The organism is Streptomyces sp. AC627_RSS907, assembly GCF_019049165.1.
In genome coordinates, this window is the sequence record NZ_JAGMUE010000002.1 from 19,437 (window position 1) to 38,910 (window position 19,474).

Annotated in this window: 18 protein-coding genes; 6 read left to right on the forward strand and 12 right to left on the reverse strand. The window is 72.1% G+C overall.

Annotation, left to right across the window (positions count from 1 at the left end):
- Nucleotides 1–59 precede the first annotated feature (59 nt).
- A complete protein-coding gene (locus KUM32_RS00260) occupies nucleotides 60–545 on the forward strand; it encodes an SRPBCC domain-containing protein (protein ID WP_217139658.1) in 486 nt (161 codons plus the stop codon).
- Between the two features lies 1 nt (nucleotide 546).
- On the opposite strand, the gene KUM32_RS00265 is transcribed toward KUM32_RS00260, so the two are convergent.
- The 3 genes from KUM32_RS00265 to KUM32_RS00275 all read right to left on the reverse strand — a co-directional run bounded on the left by KUM32_RS00265 (nucleotide 547) and on the right by KUM32_RS00275 (nucleotide 7,555).
- Nucleotides 547–1,386 carry an Fpg/Nei family DNA glycosylase gene (locus KUM32_RS00265; RefSeq protein ID WP_217139659.1) on the reverse strand — a complete coding sequence of 280 codons (840 nt, stop codon included), beginning with the start codon at nucleotides 1,384–1,386 and terminating at the stop codon, nucleotides 547–549.
- 18 nt (nucleotides 1,387–1,404) lie between these two features.
- Nucleotides 1,405–6,414 carry an ATP-dependent helicase gene (locus tag KUM32_RS00270; protein ID WP_217139660.1) on the reverse strand — a complete coding sequence of 1,670 codons (5,010 nt, stop codon included), beginning with the start codon at nucleotides 6,412–6,414 and terminating at the stop codon, nucleotides 1,405–1,407.
- 187 nt (nucleotides 6,415–6,601) lie between these two features.
- Complete coding sequence (locus tag KUM32_RS00275) at nucleotides 6,602–7,555, reverse strand: hypothetical protein (RefSeq protein ID WP_217139661.1); 954 nt, start codon at nucleotides 7,553–7,555, stop codon at nucleotides 6,602–6,604.
- Between the two features lie 81 nt (nucleotides 7,556–7,636).
- Here KUM32_RS00275 and KUM32_RS00280 point away from each other — a divergent pair, with 81 nt between their 5' ends.
- The 4 genes from KUM32_RS00280 to recX all read left to right on the forward strand — a co-directional run bounded on the left by KUM32_RS00280 (nucleotide 7,637) and on the right by recX (nucleotide 11,865).
- The gene (locus KUM32_RS00280; RefSeq protein ID WP_217139662.1) at nucleotides 7,637–7,831 is read left to right on the forward strand and encodes a DUF3046 domain-containing protein; all 195 of its coding nucleotides are present in this window, start codon (nucleotides 7,637–7,639) and stop codon (nucleotides 7,829–7,831) included.
- 59 nt (nucleotides 7,832–7,890) lie between these two features.
- Nucleotides 7,891–9,147: an AI-2E family transporter gene (locus KUM32_RS00285; protein ID WP_217139663.1), complete on the forward strand. Its 1,257-nt coding sequence runs from the start codon at nucleotides 7,891–7,893 to the stop codon at nucleotides 9,145–9,147.
- 729 nt (nucleotides 9,148–9,876) lie between these two features.
- Nucleotides 9,877–11,004 (forward strand): recombinase RecA, encoded by a 1,128-nt coding sequence (recA, locus tag KUM32_RS00290; protein ID WP_217139664.1) that lies wholly within the window; start codon nucleotides 9,877–9,879, stop codon nucleotides 11,002–11,004.
- A gap of 3 nt (nucleotides 11,005–11,007) precedes the next feature.
- Complete coding sequence (gene recX / locus KUM32_RS00295; RefSeq protein ID WP_217139665.1) at nucleotides 11,008–11,865, forward strand: recombination regulator RecX; 858 nt, start codon at nucleotides 11,008–11,010, stop codon at nucleotides 11,863–11,865.
- 18 nt (nucleotides 11,866–11,883) lie between these two features.
- Here recX and KUM32_RS00300 read toward each other — a convergent pair whose 3' ends face one another.
- The 9 genes from KUM32_RS00300 to KUM32_RS00335 all read right to left on the reverse strand — a co-directional run bounded on the left by KUM32_RS00300 (nucleotide 11,884) and on the right by KUM32_RS00335 (nucleotide 18,494).
- Nucleotides 11,884–12,054 carry a hypothetical protein gene (locus KUM32_RS00300; protein WP_217139666.1) on the reverse strand — a complete coding sequence of 57 codons (171 nt, stop codon included), beginning with the start codon at nucleotides 12,052–12,054 and terminating at the stop codon, nucleotides 11,884–11,886.
- A 69-nt stretch (nucleotides 12,055–12,123) separates the two neighbouring features.
- On the reverse strand, nucleotides 12,124–12,516 hold the full coding sequence (locus tag KUM32_RS00305; RefSeq protein WP_217139667.1) for a rhodanese-like domain-containing protein: 393 nt from the start codon (nucleotides 12,514–12,516) through the stop codon (nucleotides 12,124–12,126).
- Entirely contained in the window at nucleotides 12,513–13,046 is a 534-nt protein-coding gene (locus KUM32_RS00310; RefSeq protein ID WP_217139668.1) for a cysteine dioxygenase family protein, read from the reverse strand. Before KUM32_RS00310 ends, KUM32_RS00305 begins: the two co-directional genes overlap by 4 nt.
- Before the next feature lie 78 nt (nucleotides 13,047–13,124).
- Complete coding sequence (locus tag KUM32_RS45165) at nucleotides 13,125–13,211, reverse strand: putative leader peptide (protein WP_341874680.1); 87 nt, start codon at nucleotides 13,209–13,211, stop codon at nucleotides 13,125–13,127.
- Nucleotides 13,212–13,337: 126 nt separating this feature from the next.
- Nucleotides 13,338–14,954: an FAD-dependent monooxygenase gene (locus tag KUM32_RS00315; protein WP_217139687.1), complete on the reverse strand. Its 1,617-nt coding sequence runs from the start codon at nucleotides 14,952–14,954 to the stop codon at nucleotides 13,338–13,340.
- 176 nt (nucleotides 14,955–15,130) lie between these two features.
- The gene (locus KUM32_RS00320) at nucleotides 15,131–16,009 is read right to left on the reverse strand and encodes an amino acid ABC transporter permease (protein ID WP_217139669.1); all 879 of its coding nucleotides are present in this window, start codon (nucleotides 16,007–16,009) and stop codon (nucleotides 15,131–15,133) included.
- On the reverse strand, nucleotides 16,006–16,671 hold the full coding sequence (locus KUM32_RS00325; RefSeq protein WP_217139688.1) for an amino acid ABC transporter permease: 666 nt from the start codon (nucleotides 16,669–16,671) through the stop codon (nucleotides 16,006–16,008). Before KUM32_RS00325 ends, KUM32_RS00320 begins: the two co-directional genes overlap by 4 nt.
- A gap of 84 nt (nucleotides 16,672–16,755) precedes the next feature.
- The gene (locus KUM32_RS00330) at nucleotides 16,756–17,589 is read right to left on the reverse strand and encodes a glutamate ABC transporter substrate-binding protein (protein ID WP_217139670.1); all 834 of its coding nucleotides are present in this window, start codon (nucleotides 17,587–17,589) and stop codon (nucleotides 16,756–16,758) included.
- 128 nt (nucleotides 17,590–17,717) lie between these two features.
- Entirely contained in the window at nucleotides 17,718–18,494 is a 777-nt protein-coding gene (locus tag KUM32_RS00335; RefSeq protein WP_217139671.1) for an amino acid ABC transporter ATP-binding protein, read from the reverse strand.
- Between the two features lie 287 nt (nucleotides 18,495–18,781).
- Here KUM32_RS00335 and KUM32_RS00340 point away from each other — a divergent pair, with 287 nt between their 5' ends.
- Nucleotides 18,782–19,468, forward strand: coding sequence for a response regulator transcription factor (locus tag KUM32_RS00340; protein ID WP_217139672.1), 687 nt, complete (start codon nucleotides 18,782–18,784; stop codon nucleotides 19,466–19,468).
- The last annotated feature ends 6 nt before the right edge of the window (nucleotides 19,469–19,474 follow it).

Sequence of the window (19,474 nt, forward strand, 5' to 3'; positions counted from 1 at the left end):
GGTCTGCTCGCCCGGGAAGCGGACTCTGATGTGCCCCACCCGACGGAAGGACCGGACCGATGAGCGTCACCAGCCTGGACAAGGATCTCGACAACCTGACCCTCACCCTGATCGCCGACTTCGCCGCGCCCGTCGAACGGGTGTGGCAGCTGTGGTCCGACCCGCGGCAGCTGGAACGCTGGTGGGGCCCGCCCACCTACCCGGCCACGGTGGAGGAGCACGACCTGGCACCGGGTGGCGACGTCACGTACTTCATGACCGGCCCGAAGGGTGACAAGTACCGCGGCTGGTGGCGGGTCACCTCGGTGGACGCGCCGACGTCGCTGGAGTTCACCGACGGATTCGCCGACGCCGACGGGGCGCCGAACCCCGACATGCCGACGACCACCAACCGGGTGACGCTCACGGTGCGCGACGGCGGCACCCGCATGGAGATGCGTGCGGTCTTCGACACCCGCCAGCACATGGAGCAGCTCACGACGATGGGCATGGAGGAAGGACTGCGGGAGGCGGCCGGCCAGATGGACGGCCTGCTCGTCGGCTGAGTCATCCCGCCCCGCGCCGTGGCCCGGGACCCGCGGGGCCGCCCGGGCGCGGCGCGGGACCGGCCTGGCAGGTCGGGCACCAGTACGTGGGGCGTTCGCGGGAGCCGTCGCCCTGGTCCGCCACGCGGACCGACGTGCCGCAGCGCAGGCAGGGGCGCGGTGCGCGGCCGTACACGAACAGGTCTTGGCCGCGCAGGCCCGTCGTACGGCGGACCGGACGGTCACGGTTGGCGTCCAGAAGCTTCTTCGCCAGGGCCGGCAGCTTCACGGCGTGGGCGTCGGGCAGGTCACCGACGGGGAGCCAGGGGGTGACGCCGAGCAGGAAGCACAGCTCGCTCTTGTAGACATTGCCGATTCCGGCGAGATTCCGCTGGTCGAGCAGGGCCTCACCGAGAGGGCGGGCGGGATCCGCGCGCAGATTGGCCAGGGCCTTCTCCGGGTCCCAGTCCGGACCCAGCAGGTCCGGGCCGAGGTGACCGACGGCGCGCTGTTCGTCGGCGGTGCGGAGGATCTCCAGCACCGGGAGGCGATAGCCGACGGCCGTGCGGTCGGCGGTGCCGAGGATGACCCGGATCTGGTGCGCGGGGCCACCGCTCCAGCGCTGACCTGCCGCGAACACCTTCCAGGAACCGTCCATCCGCAGGTGCGTGTGGACCGTCAGACCACCCTCGACGCGGGCGAGCAGGTGCTTGCCGCGCGGGGTGACGTCCAGGACCGCACGGCCGGTGAGGTCGACCGTGGCGTACCGGGGCACGCGGAAGTCACTGCGGGTCAGCACCTTGCCCGCGAGGGCGTCGTGCAGTCGCCGCGCGGCCTGCCAGACCGTGTCTCCTTCGGGCATGGGTCAAGGGTGACAGGCTCAGGCTCTGATGCGCAGGCCACGGGGGGTGGCGATGAACCCCGCTTCCTCCAGGAGGGGACCGAGCGGCGACGTCAGCGCGGCCGCGCCGTTGACCCGCTCCACCGTGACCGTGCCGAGGGAACCCGCGCGGGCGGCCGCTGCCAGTGTCTCCGTGGCCGCCCGCAGACGGAGGTCGTCGCTGGGCGGACCGTCCGGATCGGAGGGCCACAGCAGGAGCGTCTTGCCGCCGCGTTCCATGTAGAGCGCCGGCTCGCCCTCGACGAGGACCACCAGGGAGCCCGCCTTGCGGCCCGGCTTGTGGGTGGCGCCGGCCGGGGGCTCGGGCCAGGCGAGTGCCGCGCCGTACGCGTTCGCGGGATCGGCGGCGGCCAGGACGACGGCCCGTGGACCGGCGGAGCGGTGGCCGCGACGGGCGGGAGACCCGGTGTCGTACGAGCCGCGCGGACCACCGAAGCCGCCGTGCGCGCCTCCGCCGCCACGTGGGCCGCCCGCGCCGGGTTCGGCGTGGTCGTGGGGAGAGACGCGGTCACCGAGGGAGGGCGCACGGGGCGGGACCCCCGGGTCTGCGGAGACGTCGTCGAAGTGGTCCGGGGCGCCTGGGGCCGCGCGACCGCCGGACGTGAAGCCGAAGGGGGAAGCCGGAGGCCAGGCCGGCGGAGCCGTGTCGAAGGGGGAGCCGGAGGCCTGGTCGGTGGAACCGTCGCCTGATGTGTGGTGGCCGGTGGTGACGCCGGTGAACTCCGCCCGTCCGGACGAGCCGTCGCCGCGCTCGCGGGCGCCCGCCACCGCGCGCAGCCGGTCCACTGCGCCCTCCATGGCGAACTGCGCCGCGCCGAGCCCTTCGACCACATAGCCGCGCCGGGCCTGACCACTCTCCTCGAAGGCGGCCAGGACGCGGTACACCGCCGAGAAGCCGCCCTCCACGCCCTCGGCGGCGACGGCGCCGCGGGTCACCACGCCGTGCCGGTCGAGGAGCGTGCGGGCCAGGGCGTGGGCACGCACCGTCGTGTCACCCTCACGGGCCGGGAGCAGCGACCAGCGGCCCGCGACCGTCGGCGGGCCGCTGCGGGACGTGGGCCGGGCGGCGGCCGTCAGCGTGCCGTAGCGTCCGCGTGGCACGGCGCGCTTGGCGCGGTGGGCCGTGGAACCCGCGGTGCGTCCCGAGCCCAGCAGGGAGCGCAAGGGGGCGAGCGTGTCGTTCGTCAGCCGCCCCGACCATGCCAGCTCCCACAGGGCGTCGGCCAGCTGCGGGTCGGTGACGTCCGGGTGGGTGGTGGCGCGGACCTGGTCGGCGATCTGCCGGAAGAACAGACCGTACCCGCCGGAGAGGACGTTCAGGACGGACTCGTGGAGGGCGGTCGGCTCCAGGGGGTGCGGGGGCGGCAGGAGAAGCGGGGCCGCGTCCGCCAGATAGAGGGAGACCCAGCCGTCCTTGCCGGGGAGTGAGCCCGCGCCCGCCCACACCACTTCGCCGGCGGCCGTGAGCTCGTCCAGCATCGCGGGGGAGTAGTCCGCCACCCGGGACGGCAGGACCAGCTTCTCCAGGGCGGAGGCGGGCACGGAGGCGCCCTGCAGCTGTTCGACGGCCCGCACGAGCCCGTCGACGCCGCGCAGCGCGTGCCCCTTGCCGATGTGCTGCCACTGCGGGAGGAACTGGCCGAGCGCGGCCGGCGGCACCGGCTCCAGCTCGTGCCGCAGCGCGGCCAGGGAACGGCGGCGCAGCCTGCGCAGTACGGTCGCGTCACACCACTCCTGTCCGATCCCGGCCGGATGGAACTCGCCCTGCACGACCCGGCCCGCCGCCGCGAGGCGCTGCAGGGCACCCTCGGTGACCGCGACGCCCAGGCCGAAGCGGGCCGCGGCGGTGACCGACGTGAAGGGGCCGTGGGTGCGCGCGTGCCGGGCGAGGAGGTCGCCGAGCGGGTCCTTGACCGGCTCGGTGAAGGCCTCGGGCACGCCCACGGGCAGCGCCGTGCCCAGCGCGTCGCGCAGCCGGCCGGCGTCCTCGATCGCCGCCCAGTGGTCGGCGCCGGCGATGCGTACCCGGATCGCACGGCGGGCGGAGGCGAGCTCCGGCGCCCACTGCGGCTCGGCGCCCCGCTCGGCCAGCTCGGTGTCCGTGAGCGGGCCGAGTATCCGCAGCACGTCCGCGACGCCCTCCGGATCCTTGACGCGGCGGTCCTCGGTGAGCCACTGCAGCTCGCGCTCCAGCTCGGTCAGCACCTCCGCGTCGAGCAGCTCGCGCAGCTCCGCCTGGCCGAGCAGCTCGGCCAGCAGCCGCGAGTCCAGGGAGAGGGCGGCGGCACGGCGCTCGGCGAGCGGCGAGTCGCCCTCGTACAGGAACTGGGCGACGTATCCGAAGAGCAGGGAGCGGGCGAAGGGGGACGGCTCCGGAGTGGTGACCTCGACCAGGCGGACCCTGCGGGACTCCAGGTCACCCATCAGCTCGGCCAGGCCGGGCACGTCGAAGACGTCCTGGAGGCACTCGCGGACCGCCTCCAGGACGATCGGGAACGAGCCGTACTCGCTGGCCACCTCGAGCAGTTGCGCGGCGCGCTGGCGCTGCTGCCACAGCGGGGTCCGCTTGCCGGGGCTGCGGCGCGGAAGCAGCAGCGCGCGGGCCGCGCACTCGCGGAATCGGGACGCGAACAGCGCCGAGCCGCCCACCTGGTCGGTGACGACCCGGTCGACCTCGCCCTTGTCGAAGACGACGTCGGCCGCGCCGACCGGCGCCTGCTCGGCGTCGTACTCGAGGGCAGGCTTCGACGGTTCCTGGTCGAGGAAGTCCAGGCCCATCAGGTCGGCGTCCGGCAGGCGCAGCACGATGCCGTCGTCGGCGTGCATGACCTGCGCGTCCATGCCGTAGCGCTCGGACAGCCGGGCGCCGAGGGCGAGTGCCCAGGGTGCGTGGACCTGGGCGCCGAAGGGGGAGTGGACCACGACCCGCCAGTCGCCCAGTTCGTCCCGGAAGCGCTCGACCACGATGGTGCGGTCGTCGGGGACGTGGCCGCAGGCCTCGCGCTGCTCGGCGAGGTAGGCCAGCACGTTGTCCGCGGCCCAGGCGTCCAGGCCCGCGGTGACGAGGCGCAGCCGGGCGTCCTCCTCGGACAGGGACCCGACCTCGCGCAGGAAGGCGCCCAGCGCCCGGCCCAGCTCGAGGGGGCGGCCCAGCTGGTCGCCCTTCCAGAAGGGCAGCCTGCCCGGGACGCCCGGTGCGGGGGAGACCAGGACCCGGTCGCGGGTGATGTCCTCGATGCGCCACGAGCTGGTGCCGAGGGTGAAGACGTCCCCCACCCGGGACTCGTACACCATCTCCTCGTCGAGCTCGCCGACCCGGCCACCGCCCTTCTTCGGATCGGCCCCGGCGAGGAAGACCCCGAAGAGGCCGCGGTCGGGAATGGTGCCCCCCGAGGTGACGGCGAGGCGCTGCGCGCCCGGGCGGCCGGTGACCGTGCCGGCGACCCGGTCCCACACCACGCGTGGGCGCAGCTCGGCGAAGGCGTCGGACGGATAACGGCCCGCGAGCATGTCCAGGACGGCCGTGAAGGCCGACTCCGGGAGGGAGGCGTAGGGGGCGGCGCGGCGGACGGTGGCGAGCAGGTCGTCGACCTGCCAGGTGTCCAGCGCGGTCATCGCCACGAGCTGCTGGGCCAGGACGTCGAGCGGGTTCGTGGGGATCCTGAGGGCCTCGATGGCGCCGCTGCGCATGCGCTCGGTGACCACGGCCGCCTGGACCAGGTCGCCGCGGTACTTGGGGAAGACGACGCCCGTGGAGACGGCGCCGACCTGGTGTCCCGCGCGGCCGACGCGCTGGAGGCCGGAGGCGACGGAGGGGGGTGACTCGACCTGGACGACCAGGTCGACGGCGCCCATGTCGATGCCCAGCTCCAGACTGGAGGTGGCCACCACGGCGGGCAGGCGGCCCGCCTTGAGGTCCTCCTCGACCAGGGCGCGCTGCTCCTTGGAGACCGAGCCGTGGTGGGCGCGGGCGATCACCGGTGGGGCGCCCTGGGCGGCGCCCGAGCCGCCCATCAGCTCGGCGGGGGAGTGGTGCTCGCCCAGTGGCTCGCCGGTCGCCCTCTCGTACGCGATCTCGTTGAGCCTGTTGCACAGGCGCTCGGCCAGGCGCCGCGAGTTGGCGAAGACGATCGTGGAGCGGTGCGACTGGACGAGGTCGGCGATCCGCTCCTCGACGTGCGGCCAGATCGACGGACGCTCCGCGCCGTCGTTGCCGTCGGCCGCCGGGGAGCCGCCCAGCTCGCCCAGGTCCTCGACCGGGACGACGACGGACAGGTCGAACTCCTTGCCCGAGTCCGGCTGGACGATCTCCACCTTGCCGCGGGGAGCGAGGAACCGGGCGACCTCGTCCACCGGGCGGACCGTCGCGGACAGGCCGATGCGGCGGGCCGGCTTCGGGAGCAGCTCGTCCAGCCGCTCCAGGGTGAGCGCGAGATGGGCGCCGCGCTTGGTGCCCGCGACCGCGTGCACCTCGTCCAGGATCACCGTCTCGACGCCGGTCAGCGCGTCGCGCGTGGCCGACGTCAGCATCAGGAACAGGGACTCCGGGGTGGTGATCAGGATGTCCGGCGGGCGGGTCGACAGGGCGCGGCGCTCGGCGGCCGGGGTGTCGCCGGAGCGGATGCCGACCTTGACCTCGGGCTCGGGCAGGCCGAGGCGTACGGACTCCTGGCGGATGCCGGTCAGCGGGCTGCGCAGATTGCGCTCGACGTCGACGGCCAGGGCCTTGAGCGGCGAGACGTACAGGACGCGGCAGCGCTTCTTGGGGTCGGCGGGCGGAGGCGTCGATGCCAGCTGGTCCAGGGCGGCGAGGAAGGCGGCCAGCGTCTTGCCGGAGCCGGTGGGGGCGACCACCAGCGCGTCGGAGCCCTCCGAGATGGCCTGCCACGCCCCCGCCTGGGCGGCGGTGGGCGCGGAGAAGGCCCCCGTGAACCAACCGCGGGTCGCGGGGGAGAAGCCGTCCAGGGCCCGGTGTGCGGAGCTGACCATGGATCCATGGTGCACCCGAGCACTGACAATCGCCCTGAGCTGGGCGGACGCGGTCGGCGGCACGAGGGCGGGGGAGGCGCGGGCCCTGGGCGGACGCGGTCGGCACGAGGGCGGGGAGGCGCGGGCCCTGGGCGGACGCGGTCGGCACGAGGGCGGGGAGGCGCGGGCCCTGGGCGGGCGGACCGGGTCAGTCCAGGGAGCGACCGTACGCCCGGAGCGTGCACAGGGCGTCGAGCGTCACTCCCGCGCGGGCCTCCAGCGTCGGGGCGGGGGCCCAGTGGCGCCAGCGGACGGGCCAGCCGCCGCCCTCCTCCTGCTCCGCAGTGAGGAAGTCCAGGGAGCGGGCCATCTCGTCGTCCGTGAACCACGCGCGCGCGAGGGAGTGCGGGTGCCGCGCGTAGTCGTGGGGAAAATGGCGCTCGTCCGGGGCGTAACCGGGGGAGACCGGGTACGCGTCGAGGTCGTCCGGGTCCAGCACCGCGAGGCGCTGCTCGCGCACCAGGCGGCCCAGCCGGCCGGCCGCGGCCTGCGCGCGCGGGCGGTCGGGTGCGGTGTCCAGGAAGGACACGGCGGCCTCGATCTCGTACGGGTGCGAGGTCCCCAGCGACTCGACGGCCTGCCAGCAGAAGTCCGTGGCCCGGAACAGCCAGGCGTGCCAGATCCCGTTGCGGTGCAGCAGGCCGACCACCGGACCGGTGGCGAGGAGTTCGCCCGGCGGGTCGTCCACGACCGGAACGAAGGGGGCGACCGGATGGTCGCGCCGCCCGGGACGGACCGCCGGCAGGGCACCGTCCGGGGTGGACACCGAGGTCAGATAGCGGCACATCCGCTCCACGCGCTGTCCGCCGCAGCGTCCCACGGCGTCCAGGACGCGCAGGGCGCGCGCGGTGTGCAGCGGCTGGCTGACCGGACCGCGCAGATCCGGTTCCAGCGCGTGGCCGTATCCGCCGTCCTCGTTGCGGTAGGCGTCCAGCGCGGTCTCCACCGGTCCGGCGTCACCGCCGCGGAAGTGGTACGCGAACAGGCGCTGCTCCAGTACGCGCGCGGTCAGCCAGACGAAGTGCTCCGCGCGCGCGAGCGGTGAGCCCGTCGGGGGTGTGGGGGACGTCGCAGGGAGTGGGGAAGCTCCGGATTCGGCCATGGGACAGACCGTAGGCGGACATGCCGCCCCGGCTCGGGATCCTGGCTCCGGACCCACTCTCAGGGGCGGGATACTGGAGTCATGCGGTTGACGGTCTTCTGGGAGCGGATGACGGATCACTTCGGTCCGGGCTACGCCGACACGTTCGCGCGCGACCACGTGATGGCACAGCTGGGCGGGCGTACGGTGCACGAGGCACTGGACGCCGGCTGGGACGCCAAGGACGTGTGGCGGGTGGTCTGTACGGTCATGAACGTGCCACAGGAACAGCGCTGACCGGTCACGAAGATCACCGGACGGACTCCGCTGCCGGTGGAGTGGGCGAGACTTGGTCCGTGGCACCCACTGACGAGACCGGGCAGGCGACCCGGCACACTTCCTCGACCGGCACGCCCCCGCCCACCGAGCCCCGGGCCGGGGCCTCCGGCGGACCGGGCGCCCGCATGCCGCGCTGGCTGCCCCGCGCCATGGTGCTGGCCCTCGCGCTCATCGCCGTCTTCCAGCTCGGCAGCTGGGCCTTTCACCAGCTCACCGGCCTCCTGATCAACATCCTCATCGCCTTCTTCCTGGCTCTCGCCATCGAACCCGCGGTGAGCTGGATGGCCGGCCGCGGCATGCGCCGCGGGCTGGCCACCTTCCTCGTCTTCCTCGCCGTGCTGATCGCGGCGGCGGGGTTCGTGATGCTGCTCGGCTCCATGCTCGCGGGCCAGATCGTCAAGATGGTCGAGGAATTCCCCGACTACCTCGACTCGGTCATCAACTGGGTCAACGGCCACTTCCACACCGAGCTGCGCCGGGTCGACATCCAGGAGGGCCTGCTCCGCTCCGACTGGCTGCGCAACTACGTGCAGAACAGCGCCACCGGCGTCCTCGACGTGTCGGCCCAGGTCCTCGGCGGGCTCTTCCAGCTGCTGACGATCCTGCTGTTCTCGTTCTACTTCGCGGCAGACGGCCCCCGGCTGCGGCGCGCGCTCTGCTCCGTCCTGCCGCCCGCCCGGCAGGCCGAGGTCCTGCGCGCGTGGGAGATCGCCGTGGACAAGACCGGCGGTTACCTGTACTCGCGCGGTCTGATGGCGCTGGTGTCCGGCGTGGCGCACTACATCCTGCTGGAGGTCCTGGGGGTGCCCTACGCGCCCGCACTGGCCGTGTGGGTGGGCCTGGTGTCGCAGTTCATCCCCACCATCGGCACCTATCTCGCGGGCGCCCTGCCCATGCTGATCGCCTTCACGGTCAACCCCTGGTACGCGGTGTGGGTACTGGGCTTCGTGGTGGTCTACCAGCAGTTCGAGAACTACGTGCTGCAGCCCAAGCTGACGTCGAGGACCGTGGACATCCACCCCGCGGTCGCCTTCGGCTCGGTCGTCGCCGGCACCGCACTCCTGGGCGCCGTCGGCGCGCTGATCGCCATCCCGGCGGTCGCCACGCTGCAGGCGTTCCTCGGGGCGTACGTCAGGCGCTACGACGTCACGGACGATCCTCGCGTCCACGGACACCGCAACCGCCGGTCGGGGCCCGGGGGGCCCGCGCGCCTGCGCGGACTGTGGGCCCGGCGAGCGGAGCCGGGCGGGACCGGAGACGGCGGCTCGTCCTGAAGGCCCGCGTCAGCGGGTGAGGCAGCCCACACCCTGAGCGGTCGCGTCAGCACGTGAGGCAGCCCACGCGCAGTACACCGCCAGGGCGTCCCCGTCGGCCCCTTGGGTTCGTGGCCCGACGGCGGAACGAGGCCGGAGGGCCGGGAAGGCGACGCCCGGGGGGCGGGGCGGGCGCGGTTCTGAGGACGGGCGGGCGCGGTCCTGCGGGCGGTTCGGCGCGGTCGCCTCGTCCGCAGGGGGCGCGCCTGGCCGACACCCACTCGCCTGGTCCTCGTCCCGCCGGAGACGGCTGTCGACGCCGGGGAAGCAGTGGCGACCGGCCCGGGGCGGCGGTCGGGCACGCATGACTTCTGCTCGGCTGCCCTGTGGCAGCGGACCTTGAGCTCGTGCCCTCCCACTCTGGTCGCTGCCGGTGCCACCAGCCCATGTCCTTGGCCACTTCTTCCTGAGCTGCGGCGATCTCCTCCTCGGTGGACTCGACAACGTTCGACGGCATGGGGCACCCGTGGTCGTAGTCTCGGAGGTGCCTGTGGTGCGCTTGACACAAAAATCGAACATCCATTCTCATGGAGGCTCTAGCAAGAGGGTGTGACGGGCGATTCGACCGAGTTTGGGCGGAGAAGTGCCCGAGTTATCCACAGGCTGGACCCGCATCGGGGCGCATTGTCAGTGGCAGGCATTAGCGTCTTTGACGTGAAGCGATCGAATCAAGCAAACCGGGTGGAACCCATGGCAGGAACCGACCGCGAGAAGGCCCTGGATGCCGCGCTCGCACAGATTGAACGGCAATTCGGCAAGGGCGCGGTCATGCGCATGGGCGAGCGGTCGAAGGAGCCCATCGAGGTCATCCCGACCGGGTCGACCGCGCTCGACGTGGCCCTTGGCGTGGGCGGTCTCCCGCGTGGCCGGGTCGTGGAGATCTACGGCCCCGAGTCCTCGGGCAAGACGACCCTCACCCTGCACGCGGTGGCGAACGCGCAGAAGGCCGGCGGCCAGGTCGCGTTCGTGGACGCGGAGCACGCCCTCGACCCCGAGTACGCGAAGAAGCTCGGCGTCGACATCGACAACCTGATCCTCTCCCAGCCGGACAACGGCGAGCAGGCCCTGGAGATCGTGGACATGCTGGTCCGCTCCGGAGCCCTCGACCTCATCGTCATCGACTCCGTCGCCGCGCTCGTCCCGCGTGCGGAGATCGAGGGCGAGATGGGTGACAGCCACGTCGGTCTGCAGGCCCGGCTGATGAGCCAGGCACTGCGGAAGATCACGAGTGCGCTCAACCAGTCCAAGACCACCGCGATCTTCATCAACCAGCTCCGCGAGAAGATCGGCGTGATGTTCGGCTCCCCGGAGACCACGACCGGTGGCCGGGCGCTGAAGTTCTACGCCTCCGTGCGCATCGACATCCGCCGCATCGAGACGCTGAAGGACGGCACGGACGCGGTCGGCAACCGCACCCGCTGCAAGGTCGTCAAGAACAAGGTCGCACCGCCCTTCAAGCAGGCCGAGTTCGACATCCTCTACGGCCAGGGCATCAGCCGTGAGGGCGGCCTGATCGACATGGGCGTGGAGCACGGCTTCGTGCGCAAGGCCGGCGCCTGGTACACGTACGAGGGCGACCAGCTCGGCCAGGGCAAGGAGAACGCGCGCAACTTCCTGAAGGACAACCCCGACCTCGCCAACGAGATCGAGAAGAAGATCAAGGAGAAGCTGGGCGTCGGCGTACGTCCCGAGGAGCCCGCCACCGAGCCGGGCGCGGACGCTGCCGTCTCCGCCGCCACGGCAGACGCCGCACCGGCGGTGCCCGCCCCCGCGACCGCCAAGGCGACCAAGTCCAAGGCCGCGGCTGCCAAGAGCTGACCCGTGACGCGACGAACCGACTGGGCCGAGTACGCCCGTCAGGACGCCGCTACGCCGGAGCGTGAGCGGGGCAGACCAGGGGGGGACGGTTCCGCCGGGACGGACGGCGGCGCGTACGGGGCCTCTGCGTCGCACGGCGCCGGGGACCCGTACGGCGCCGAGGTCCCGTACGACGACCCGTTCGGCGCCGAGGACCCGTACGACGTCGGTGCACCCGGTGACGGCGGGGTGCGTCGCGGAGGCGGACGGGGCCGTGGAACGGGCGGTGCGCGCGGGCGCCGACGGCGCGAGCGTGCGGAGACGTCCGCCGAGGACGGAGGTGCCACTTCCTCGTCGAGGGCCGAGAAGGGGGAGCCTCCGCGGGACCCGGTCGAGCAGGCACGGGCGATCTGCCTGCGCCTGCTCACCGGGACCCCGCGCACGCGCAAGCAGCTCGCCGACGCCCTGCGCAAGCGCGAGATCCCCGACGAGGCCGCCGAGGAGGTGCTGTCCAGGTTCGAGGAGGTCGGCCTGATCGACGACAGCGCCTTCGCGGACGCCTGGGTGGAGTCGCGGCACCACGGCCGCGGGCTGGCCCGGCGCGCGCTCGCCAGGGAACTGCGGACCAAGGGCGTCGAGGCCGCGCTCATCGACGCGGCGGTCTCGCAGCTGGACTCCGAGCAGGAGGAGGAGACCGCGCGCGAGCTCGTCACCCGGAAGCTGCGCGCGACCCGAGGCCTCGACCGCGACAAGAGGCTGCGCCGCCTCGCGGGCATGCTGGCCCGCAAGGGCTACCCCGAGGGCATGGCCCTGCGTGTGGTCCGCCAGGCGCTGGAGGAGGAGGGCGAGGACCCGGAGTTCCTCGGCGACGACGGCTTCTGACCCGGCGACACACCTGTGTCACACCTGCTTGGCCTCACGCTGTGCCGGCCGGCGGGCCGCCCGGAACGGCCGGTACCGGGTGGGCCCGGTCGGCAACACCGGTGAACCGGCCGCCCGCCACACCATCGTCCCGTTGCGCGACAGGAAGGCGGAGAAGACCGACACCACACCGGCCGCCCGCCCGGTCACCGCCGGCTTCCGAGCCCGGTGGCCCTCAAACCCTTCGGTACCGGCACGCCTTCGGCCCGGCCGGCCGGGCTAGGCGACGGCCACCGGCAGTCCCGCCGCCCGCCATGCCTGGAAGCCGCCGATCAGATCCGTGGCCCGGTGCAGACCCAGGCGGTGAAGGGACTCCGCCGCCAGGCTGGAGGCGTAGCCCTCGTCGCACACCACCACGACGCGCAGGTCATGGTCGGTGGCCTCGGGGAGACGGTGGCTTCCCTGCGGGTCCAGGCGCCACTCCAGTTCGTTGCGCTCGACCACCAGGGCGCCGGGAATCACGCCGTCCCGCTCGCGCAGGGCGGCGTACCGGATGTCCACCAGCAGCGCCGTACCCGCCTCGGCGGCCTCGTGGGCCGCTCGCGGTTCCACCCGCCGGTAGCCGTGGCGTACCCGTTCCAGCAGCGCGTCGATCCCGAGCGGCTCGCTCACTGCCAGTCCTCCGGGTGCTCGACCTGCTCCAGGCGGAGGGTCTGCCCGCTGCGGCTGTAACGGCGGATCCGGGACAGGGGCGGATAGTAGGCGTGCACGGAGACGGCGTGCCGGTCGGCCGACTCGTTGAGCACCTCATGGACGTGGTGCATGCCGAAGGCGCGTCCCTTTCCGGCGGACAGCCGGCGTTCCCGGTCCACGTCGTCGGCGAGTTCCAGCGTCTTCCAGCCGTCGGTGGGCAGCCGGGCGGCGAGCGCGTTCTCCTTGAGCTCGCCCGCCGCGGTCACGAAGGCGCCCACGGAATCGGCGTGGTCGTGCCAGCCGGTGCCCGTGCCGGGCGGCCAGCCGATCAGCCAGGCCTCGCTGCCCCCGGGTCCGTCCAGCCGCACCCAGGTGCGGCCCTCCGGGTCGAGCGGGAGAGAGGCGATCAGCTCGGCGTCGGCGGCCGTGCGCCGTACGAAGTCGAGGAGCTCGGCCTGAGTGGGAGCGGCCGTGGCCGCGGAGGAAGGAGCGGGGGAGGAGACAGACACGGGTACCGTCCTGAGGAGTTCGCGAGAAGCGCGCGACGGCACGTCGAGGCGGCGCGCGCGAGGGAGAGCGATGCGAATTCAGCGGGACGGGCGACACACGCAGCCCGCATAGCGGACGAGGTCCATGTGGACCCTCCGCCACAGGCGCACATCGGTGTCGGTCACGATCCGGAGTAGACCATGACGGTGTGGGCCGGTCAACTCGCCATCACGATACGGACAGCGCTTCGGCGCCCACCACCGGCGATCACCGGCGACACCGCCCCGCCCCGCGAACGGACGGACGACCGGTCAGCGCGCCCCGGCCGCCGCTCCCGCCTCCGCCTCCTCCACTGCCGCCCTCGGCGCCCCGCCCAGCGCCGCCTCCGCCGCCGCGTACAGGTCCGCCGGGCGCACCCCGCCCAGCGCCGTGACCAGGTGGCCGTCGGGCCGCACCAGCAGCACCGTGTGGGCCGCGGCGCCCGGGTAGCTCTCGGCGACCAGCAGCTCGGCGTGATGCGGCAGCGCCGTCACCGCCGCCGCCAGCCGGGGCATGATCCCGGCCGTCACCCAGTGCTTGCGGTCCCACACGCCCGTGCCCGGCGCGACCAGCAGCACCAGGAGCGCCCCGCGCCCGAGCCGGTCGCGCAACCGTACGAACGTGCCGTCCTCCGCCGTGACCCGGACGTCGCTGACGGGCGCACCGGGCGCGGTACCGACGGAGACCTCGCCCGCGAGGTGCTCGGGCGCGAGCGGCGAGTCGGCGTAGGCTCCCGGCGCGCCCAGCGTCCCGTGCCCCAGGTGGCCGTCGGCGAGCAGCGCGTCGTGGCCGCGGGCCGAGCCGGGTACGTAGGAGCGCAGTCCTCCGCCGCCGCGCAGCAGCGGCAGTACCTGGTCGGCGGCGCCCAGTCGGGCGGCGACCGCCGTGCGCCGCTCCTGCTGGTAGCTGTCGAGCAGTGCCTCGTGCGGCCCGTGGTGCCAGGCCAGGGCCAGTTTCCAGGCGAGATTGCCGACGTCCCGCAGCCCCTCGTCCAGGCCCTGTGTGCCCAGCGCGCCCAAGAGGTGCGCCGCGTCTCCGGCGAGGAGGACACGGCCCACCCGCCAGCGACGGGCCAGCCGGTGGTGGACCGTGTGGACGCCGGTGTCGAGGAGTTCGTACGACGGCGTCGCCCCGCCGGTCCAGCCGGTGAGGGTCTCCCGGATCCGGTTCACCAGCATCTCCGGCGTGACCAGGTCCTTGCCGGGAGGCAGCAGCCAGTCCAGGCGCCACACGCCGTCCCGCAGGGGGCGGCCGACGATCTCGCCGGCCGACGGCCCCGACGTCCGCCACGGCGGCATCCGGTGGAGCACCGCCTCGTCGGTCCAGGGGAGTTCCGTGCGCAGCGCGGCGACGGCGTATCGTTCCACCGCCGTGCGGCCGGGGAAGCGGATGTCCTGGAGTTTGCGGACGGTCGAGCGGGGCCCGTCGCAGCCGACCAGGTAACTGCCGCGCCACCAGGTGCCACTGGGGCCGCGCGTATGGGCGGTGACGCCCGAGGCCTCCTGCTCGATGCCGTCCAGGCGGCTGTCCACCGCGACCCTGACGAGCGAGGTGCGGGCGAGCGCGGTGCGCAGCACGCCGGTCAGCTCGTGCTGGGCGATGTGCAGCGGCGCCGGGTCGGCGTCGCCGAACGCGACCTCGCGCGTCACCTGCTTGCGCCGCATCGACCGCCATCCGGCCCAACGGAAACCCAGCCCGGTCAGCGGTGTGCCGGTCAGCCGCTCGACGAGTGCGACGGCGTCCTCGCGCAGGACGACGGTGCGCGCGGGGCGTGGTTCGTCCTTGCCCGGCCCTTCGTCGAGGACGACACAGGGCACCTCCTGACGCGCCAGCGCCAGGGCGAGCGTGAGCCCGGCGGGCCCAGCGCCGGCGATGATCACCGGGTCCACGGCGCGGCGCCCCCTGCCCGTGGCGGTGTCCCGGGGGACGTGGGTGAACAGGACGTTGGAGCAGGGTGCACGGTCACAGAACGTATGCAACCTATTGCCGCTGCTTGCGTCAAGCGACGGAGGCAGTGGCGATCACGCCACTGCCTCCGACGACGATCGGACGTGCTGACCGGGTGTCAGACGGTCGCTCCGGCGTTCGCCTGGGTGTCGTCCGCCTTGAGTACGGCACCGGTCGACTTCTTGGCCCGCCGCAGCCGTCGCTCCAGCCAGCTCGCGAAACTGGTGAGGAGGAAGTTGAGCGCGATGTAGATCACGGCGACCACGGTGAAGCTCGCGATGACGTTGGCGCCGTAGTAGCCGCTCATCGTGTTGGCCGACGCGAGCAGCTCGGGGAAGGTGAGGACGGCACCGCCGAGCGCGGTGTCCTTCAGGATGACGACGAGCTGGCTGACGATGGCCGGCAGCATCGTCGTGACCGCCTGCGGCAGCAGGATGGTCCGCATCAGCTGGCCCTTGCGCAGGCCGATCGCCAACGCCGCCTCGGACTGGCCCTTGGGCAGGGCGAGGATGCCCGCCCGGACGATCTCCGCGAGCACGGAGGCGTTGTAGAGCACGAGACCCGTGACCACCGCGTACAGCGGACGGTCGTCCGAGCTGACGTCGGTGTACTCGGCGAACAGGGCGAGGCCGAAGATCATCAGGACCAGCACGGGGATGGACCGGAAGAACTCGACCACGACCGCGGCCGGAACCCGTACCCACACGTGGTCCGACAGACGGGCGATGCCGAGGACCGCGCCGAGCGGAAGCGCGATGACCATCGCGAGGGCGGCGGCCTTCAGAGTGTTCTCCAGGCCCGGCCAGATGTAGGTGGTCCACGCCTCGGAGCTGGAGAAGAACGGCTTCCACAGGACCCATTCCAGCTGGCCCTTGTCCTTGAGTGTGCCGAACACCCACCACAGCAGGGCCGCGAGGGCCACCACGAAGACGATCGTGAAGACGACATTGCGCCGCTTGGCGCGGGGGCCCGGGGCGTCGTAGAGAACGGAACTCATCGCTTCACCGCCACCTTCTTGCCCACCCAGCCGAGAATCAGGCCGGTCGGCAGGGTCAGAACCACGAAACCGAAGGCGATGACGGCGGAGATCAACAGCAGTTGTGCCTCGTTCTCGATCATCTCCTTCATCAGGAGGGCCGCCTCGGCGACACCGATGGCCGCGGCCACCGTGGTGTTCTTGATGAGCGCGATCAATACGTTCGCCAAGGGAACGACGGAGGAACGGAAGGCCTGGGGCAGCACGACGTGCCCCAGCACCTGTCCGAAGCTGAGCCCGATCGCCCGGGCCGCCTCCGCCTGCCCGACCGGCACCGTGTTGATGCCGGAGCGCAGCGCCTCACAGACGAAGGACGAGGTGTAGAGGATGAGGCCGAGGACGGCGAGCCGGAAGTTGATCGTCTCGACGTCGTTCGCGCCGAGGGACACTCCCAGCGTCTGGTTCAGGCCCAGCGACGTGAACAGGATGATCACCGTCAGCGGGATGTTCCGCACGATATTCACATACGCGGTCCCGAAGCCACGCATCAACGGCACCGGACCGACCCGCATGGCCGCCAGCATGGTGCCCCAGATCAGGGAGCCGACGGCCGAGAGCACAGCGAGCTGCACTGTCGTCCAGAAGGCTCCCAGCAGGTCGTAATCCTGAAGAAAGTCGAACACGATCTCCCGCGCTTCCGCGTGTAGGGATGCCCGCCCCGGTGTGCCGCCCCTTCCAGTGGGCGGCACACCCCGTCAGGCCCGGCTTCAGCTCTTGACGTCGCCGATCTTCGGCGCCGGCTCGTTCTTGTAGTTGGCCGGGCCGAAGTTGTCCTTGACGGCCTTGTCCCAGGACTTGTCGGCGACCATCTCCTCCAGAGCCTTGTTGATCTTGTCCTTGAGGTCGCTGCCCTTCTTGACGCCGATGCCGTAGTTCTCGTTCGTCAGCTTGAAGCCGGCGAGCTTGAACTTGCCCTTGAACTGCGACTGGGCGGCGTAACCGGCGAGGATCGAGTCGTCGGTCGTCAGCGCGTCGACGGCACCGTTCTGCAGGCCGGGCAGGCAGGCGGAGTACGTCGGGTACGGCTGCAGCTGCGCCTTGGGGGCCAGCTTGTCCTTGACGTTCTGCGCCGAGGTGGAGCCGGTGACCGAGCACAGCTTCGCGTCGTTCAGGTCCTCGGGCGACTTGATCTTGTCGTCGTCGGCGCGGAGCAGCACGTCCTGGTGCGCGAGCAGGTAGGGACCGGCGAAGTCGACCTTCGCTTCGCGCTTGGGAGTGATCGAGTAGGTGGCGGCGATGAAGTCGACGTCGCCGCGCTGCAGCATCGTCTCGCGGTCGGCGCTCTTCGACTCCTTCCACTCGATCTGGTCCTCGGTGTAGCCGAGCTTCTTGGCGACGTACGTGGCGACGTCGACGTCGAAGCCGGTGTAGCCCTGCGGGGTCTTCTGGCCGAGGCCCGGCTGGTCGAACTTGATGCCGATGGTGATCTTCTTGCCGTCACCACCGGAGCCGCTGTCGCCGTCGTCGGAGCCGCACGCGGTGGCGGTCAGGGCGAGGGCGAACACGGTGGCCGAGGCGGCGGTGACCTTGCGGAGCTTCATGGTGAACATCCTTTGGCTGTGATCGAACTGCGATCGGACGATCAGAGGATCAGGCGATCGGACGCGGCCGACGGGGGGTGGGCCGCCGGCGCGGGCGACACGGGGACGTCGCAGCCGCGCCGGGTGTCTCAGTGGTGAAGGATCTTCGACAGGAAGTCCTTGGCACGGTCGCTGCGCGGGTTGCTGAAGAACTGGTCCGGCGCGGCCTCTTCGACGATGCGGCCGTCCGCCATGAACACGACGCGGTTGGCCGCCGACCGGGCGAAGCCCATCTCGTGCGTGACCACGACCATGGTCATGCCGTCACGGGCGAGCTGCTTCATGACCTCGAGCACCTCGTTGATCATCTCCGGGTCGAGAGCCGACGTCGGCTCGTCGAAGAGCATGACCTTCGGGTCCATGGCCAGCGCCCGCGCGATGGCGACACGCTGCTGCTGACCGCCGGAGAGCTGCGCGGGGTACTTGTCCGCCTGGGCGCCCACGCCGACCCGGTCGAGCAGGGAGCGGGCCTTCTCCTCGGCCTTCTTGGCGTCGACCTTGCGGACCTTGACCTGCCCCAGGGTGACGTTCTCGAGCACGGTCTTGTGCGCGAAGAGGTTGAAGGACTGGAAGACCATGCCGACGTCGGCCCGCAGCCTGGCCAGCTCCTTGCCCTCCGCGGGGAGCGGCTTGCCGTCGATCGTGATCGTTCCGGAGTCGATGGTCTCCAGCCGGTTGATGGTGCGGCACAGGGTGGACTTACCGGACCCGGAGGGTCCGATGACCACGACGACCTCGCCGCGGGTGATCGTCAGGTCGATGTCCTGGAGCACGTGCAACGCGCCGAAGTGCTTGTTGACACTCTTCAGGACGACCAGTTCGCCGGTCGCGGCCACATCTTCCTTGGCCACCGATACTTCGGTCATCGCTCTCGGGCTCCGTCCTCCTCGGTTTCGGAGGACAGTAGTGACGCCGGGCGACCCGCGTCTCTACATCTGAGGGGAATCTGAGCATCACGATCCGATAGCAATCGGACACGAGTCGTAGCACTTGTGACCAGGGCTCATATCGGCCGGATAACTTCGAGCGGCCGCCACCGGAACCCTCTTGACGCCGTCCCCCTCCATCGGCGTCACTGCACAGGGTGCACGCGTGCGTGCCACGTCTTTCTACCCATCCCGATCGAACGGCCGATGAACCGAAGGGGGCGCGGATGAGACTGCTGCTCGTCGAGGACGACAACCACGTGGCCGGTGCCCTGTCCGCGATCCTGGCACGGCACGGCTTCCACGTCACCCACGCGCGCAGCGGCGAGGAGGCACTCCAGGCGCTCGTCCCCGAAGGTGACGGCTTCGGCGTCGTCCTCCTCGACCTCGGCCTGCCCGACCAGGACGGCTACGAGGTCTGCGGCAAGATCCGCAAGCGCACCAGCACCCCGGTCATCATGGTCACCGCCCGCTCCGACGTCCGCTCCCGCATCCACGGCCTGAACCTCGGCGCCGACGACTACGTGGTCAAGCCGTACGACACCGGAGAGCTCCTCGCCCGCATCCACGCCGTCAGCCGGCGCACCGTCCACGAGGACACCACCGCAAGCACCGAGACCGTGGTGCGCCTCGGAGCGGTGCGCATCGAACTGCCGACGCGCCAGGTCAGCGTGGACGGTGCGGTCGTCCAGCTGACCCGCAAGGAGTTCGATCTCCTCGCCCTGCTCGCGCAGCGCCCCGGGGTGGTCTTCCGCCGGGAGCAGATCATCAGCGAGGTCTGGCGCACCAGCTGGGAGGGGACCGGGCGCACGCTGGAGGTGCACGTCGCCTCCCTGCGGGCCAAGCTGCGCATGCCGGCGCTCATCGAGACCGTCCGCGGCGTGGGCTACCGCCTCGTCGCCCCCAGCGCGTAGCGGGGC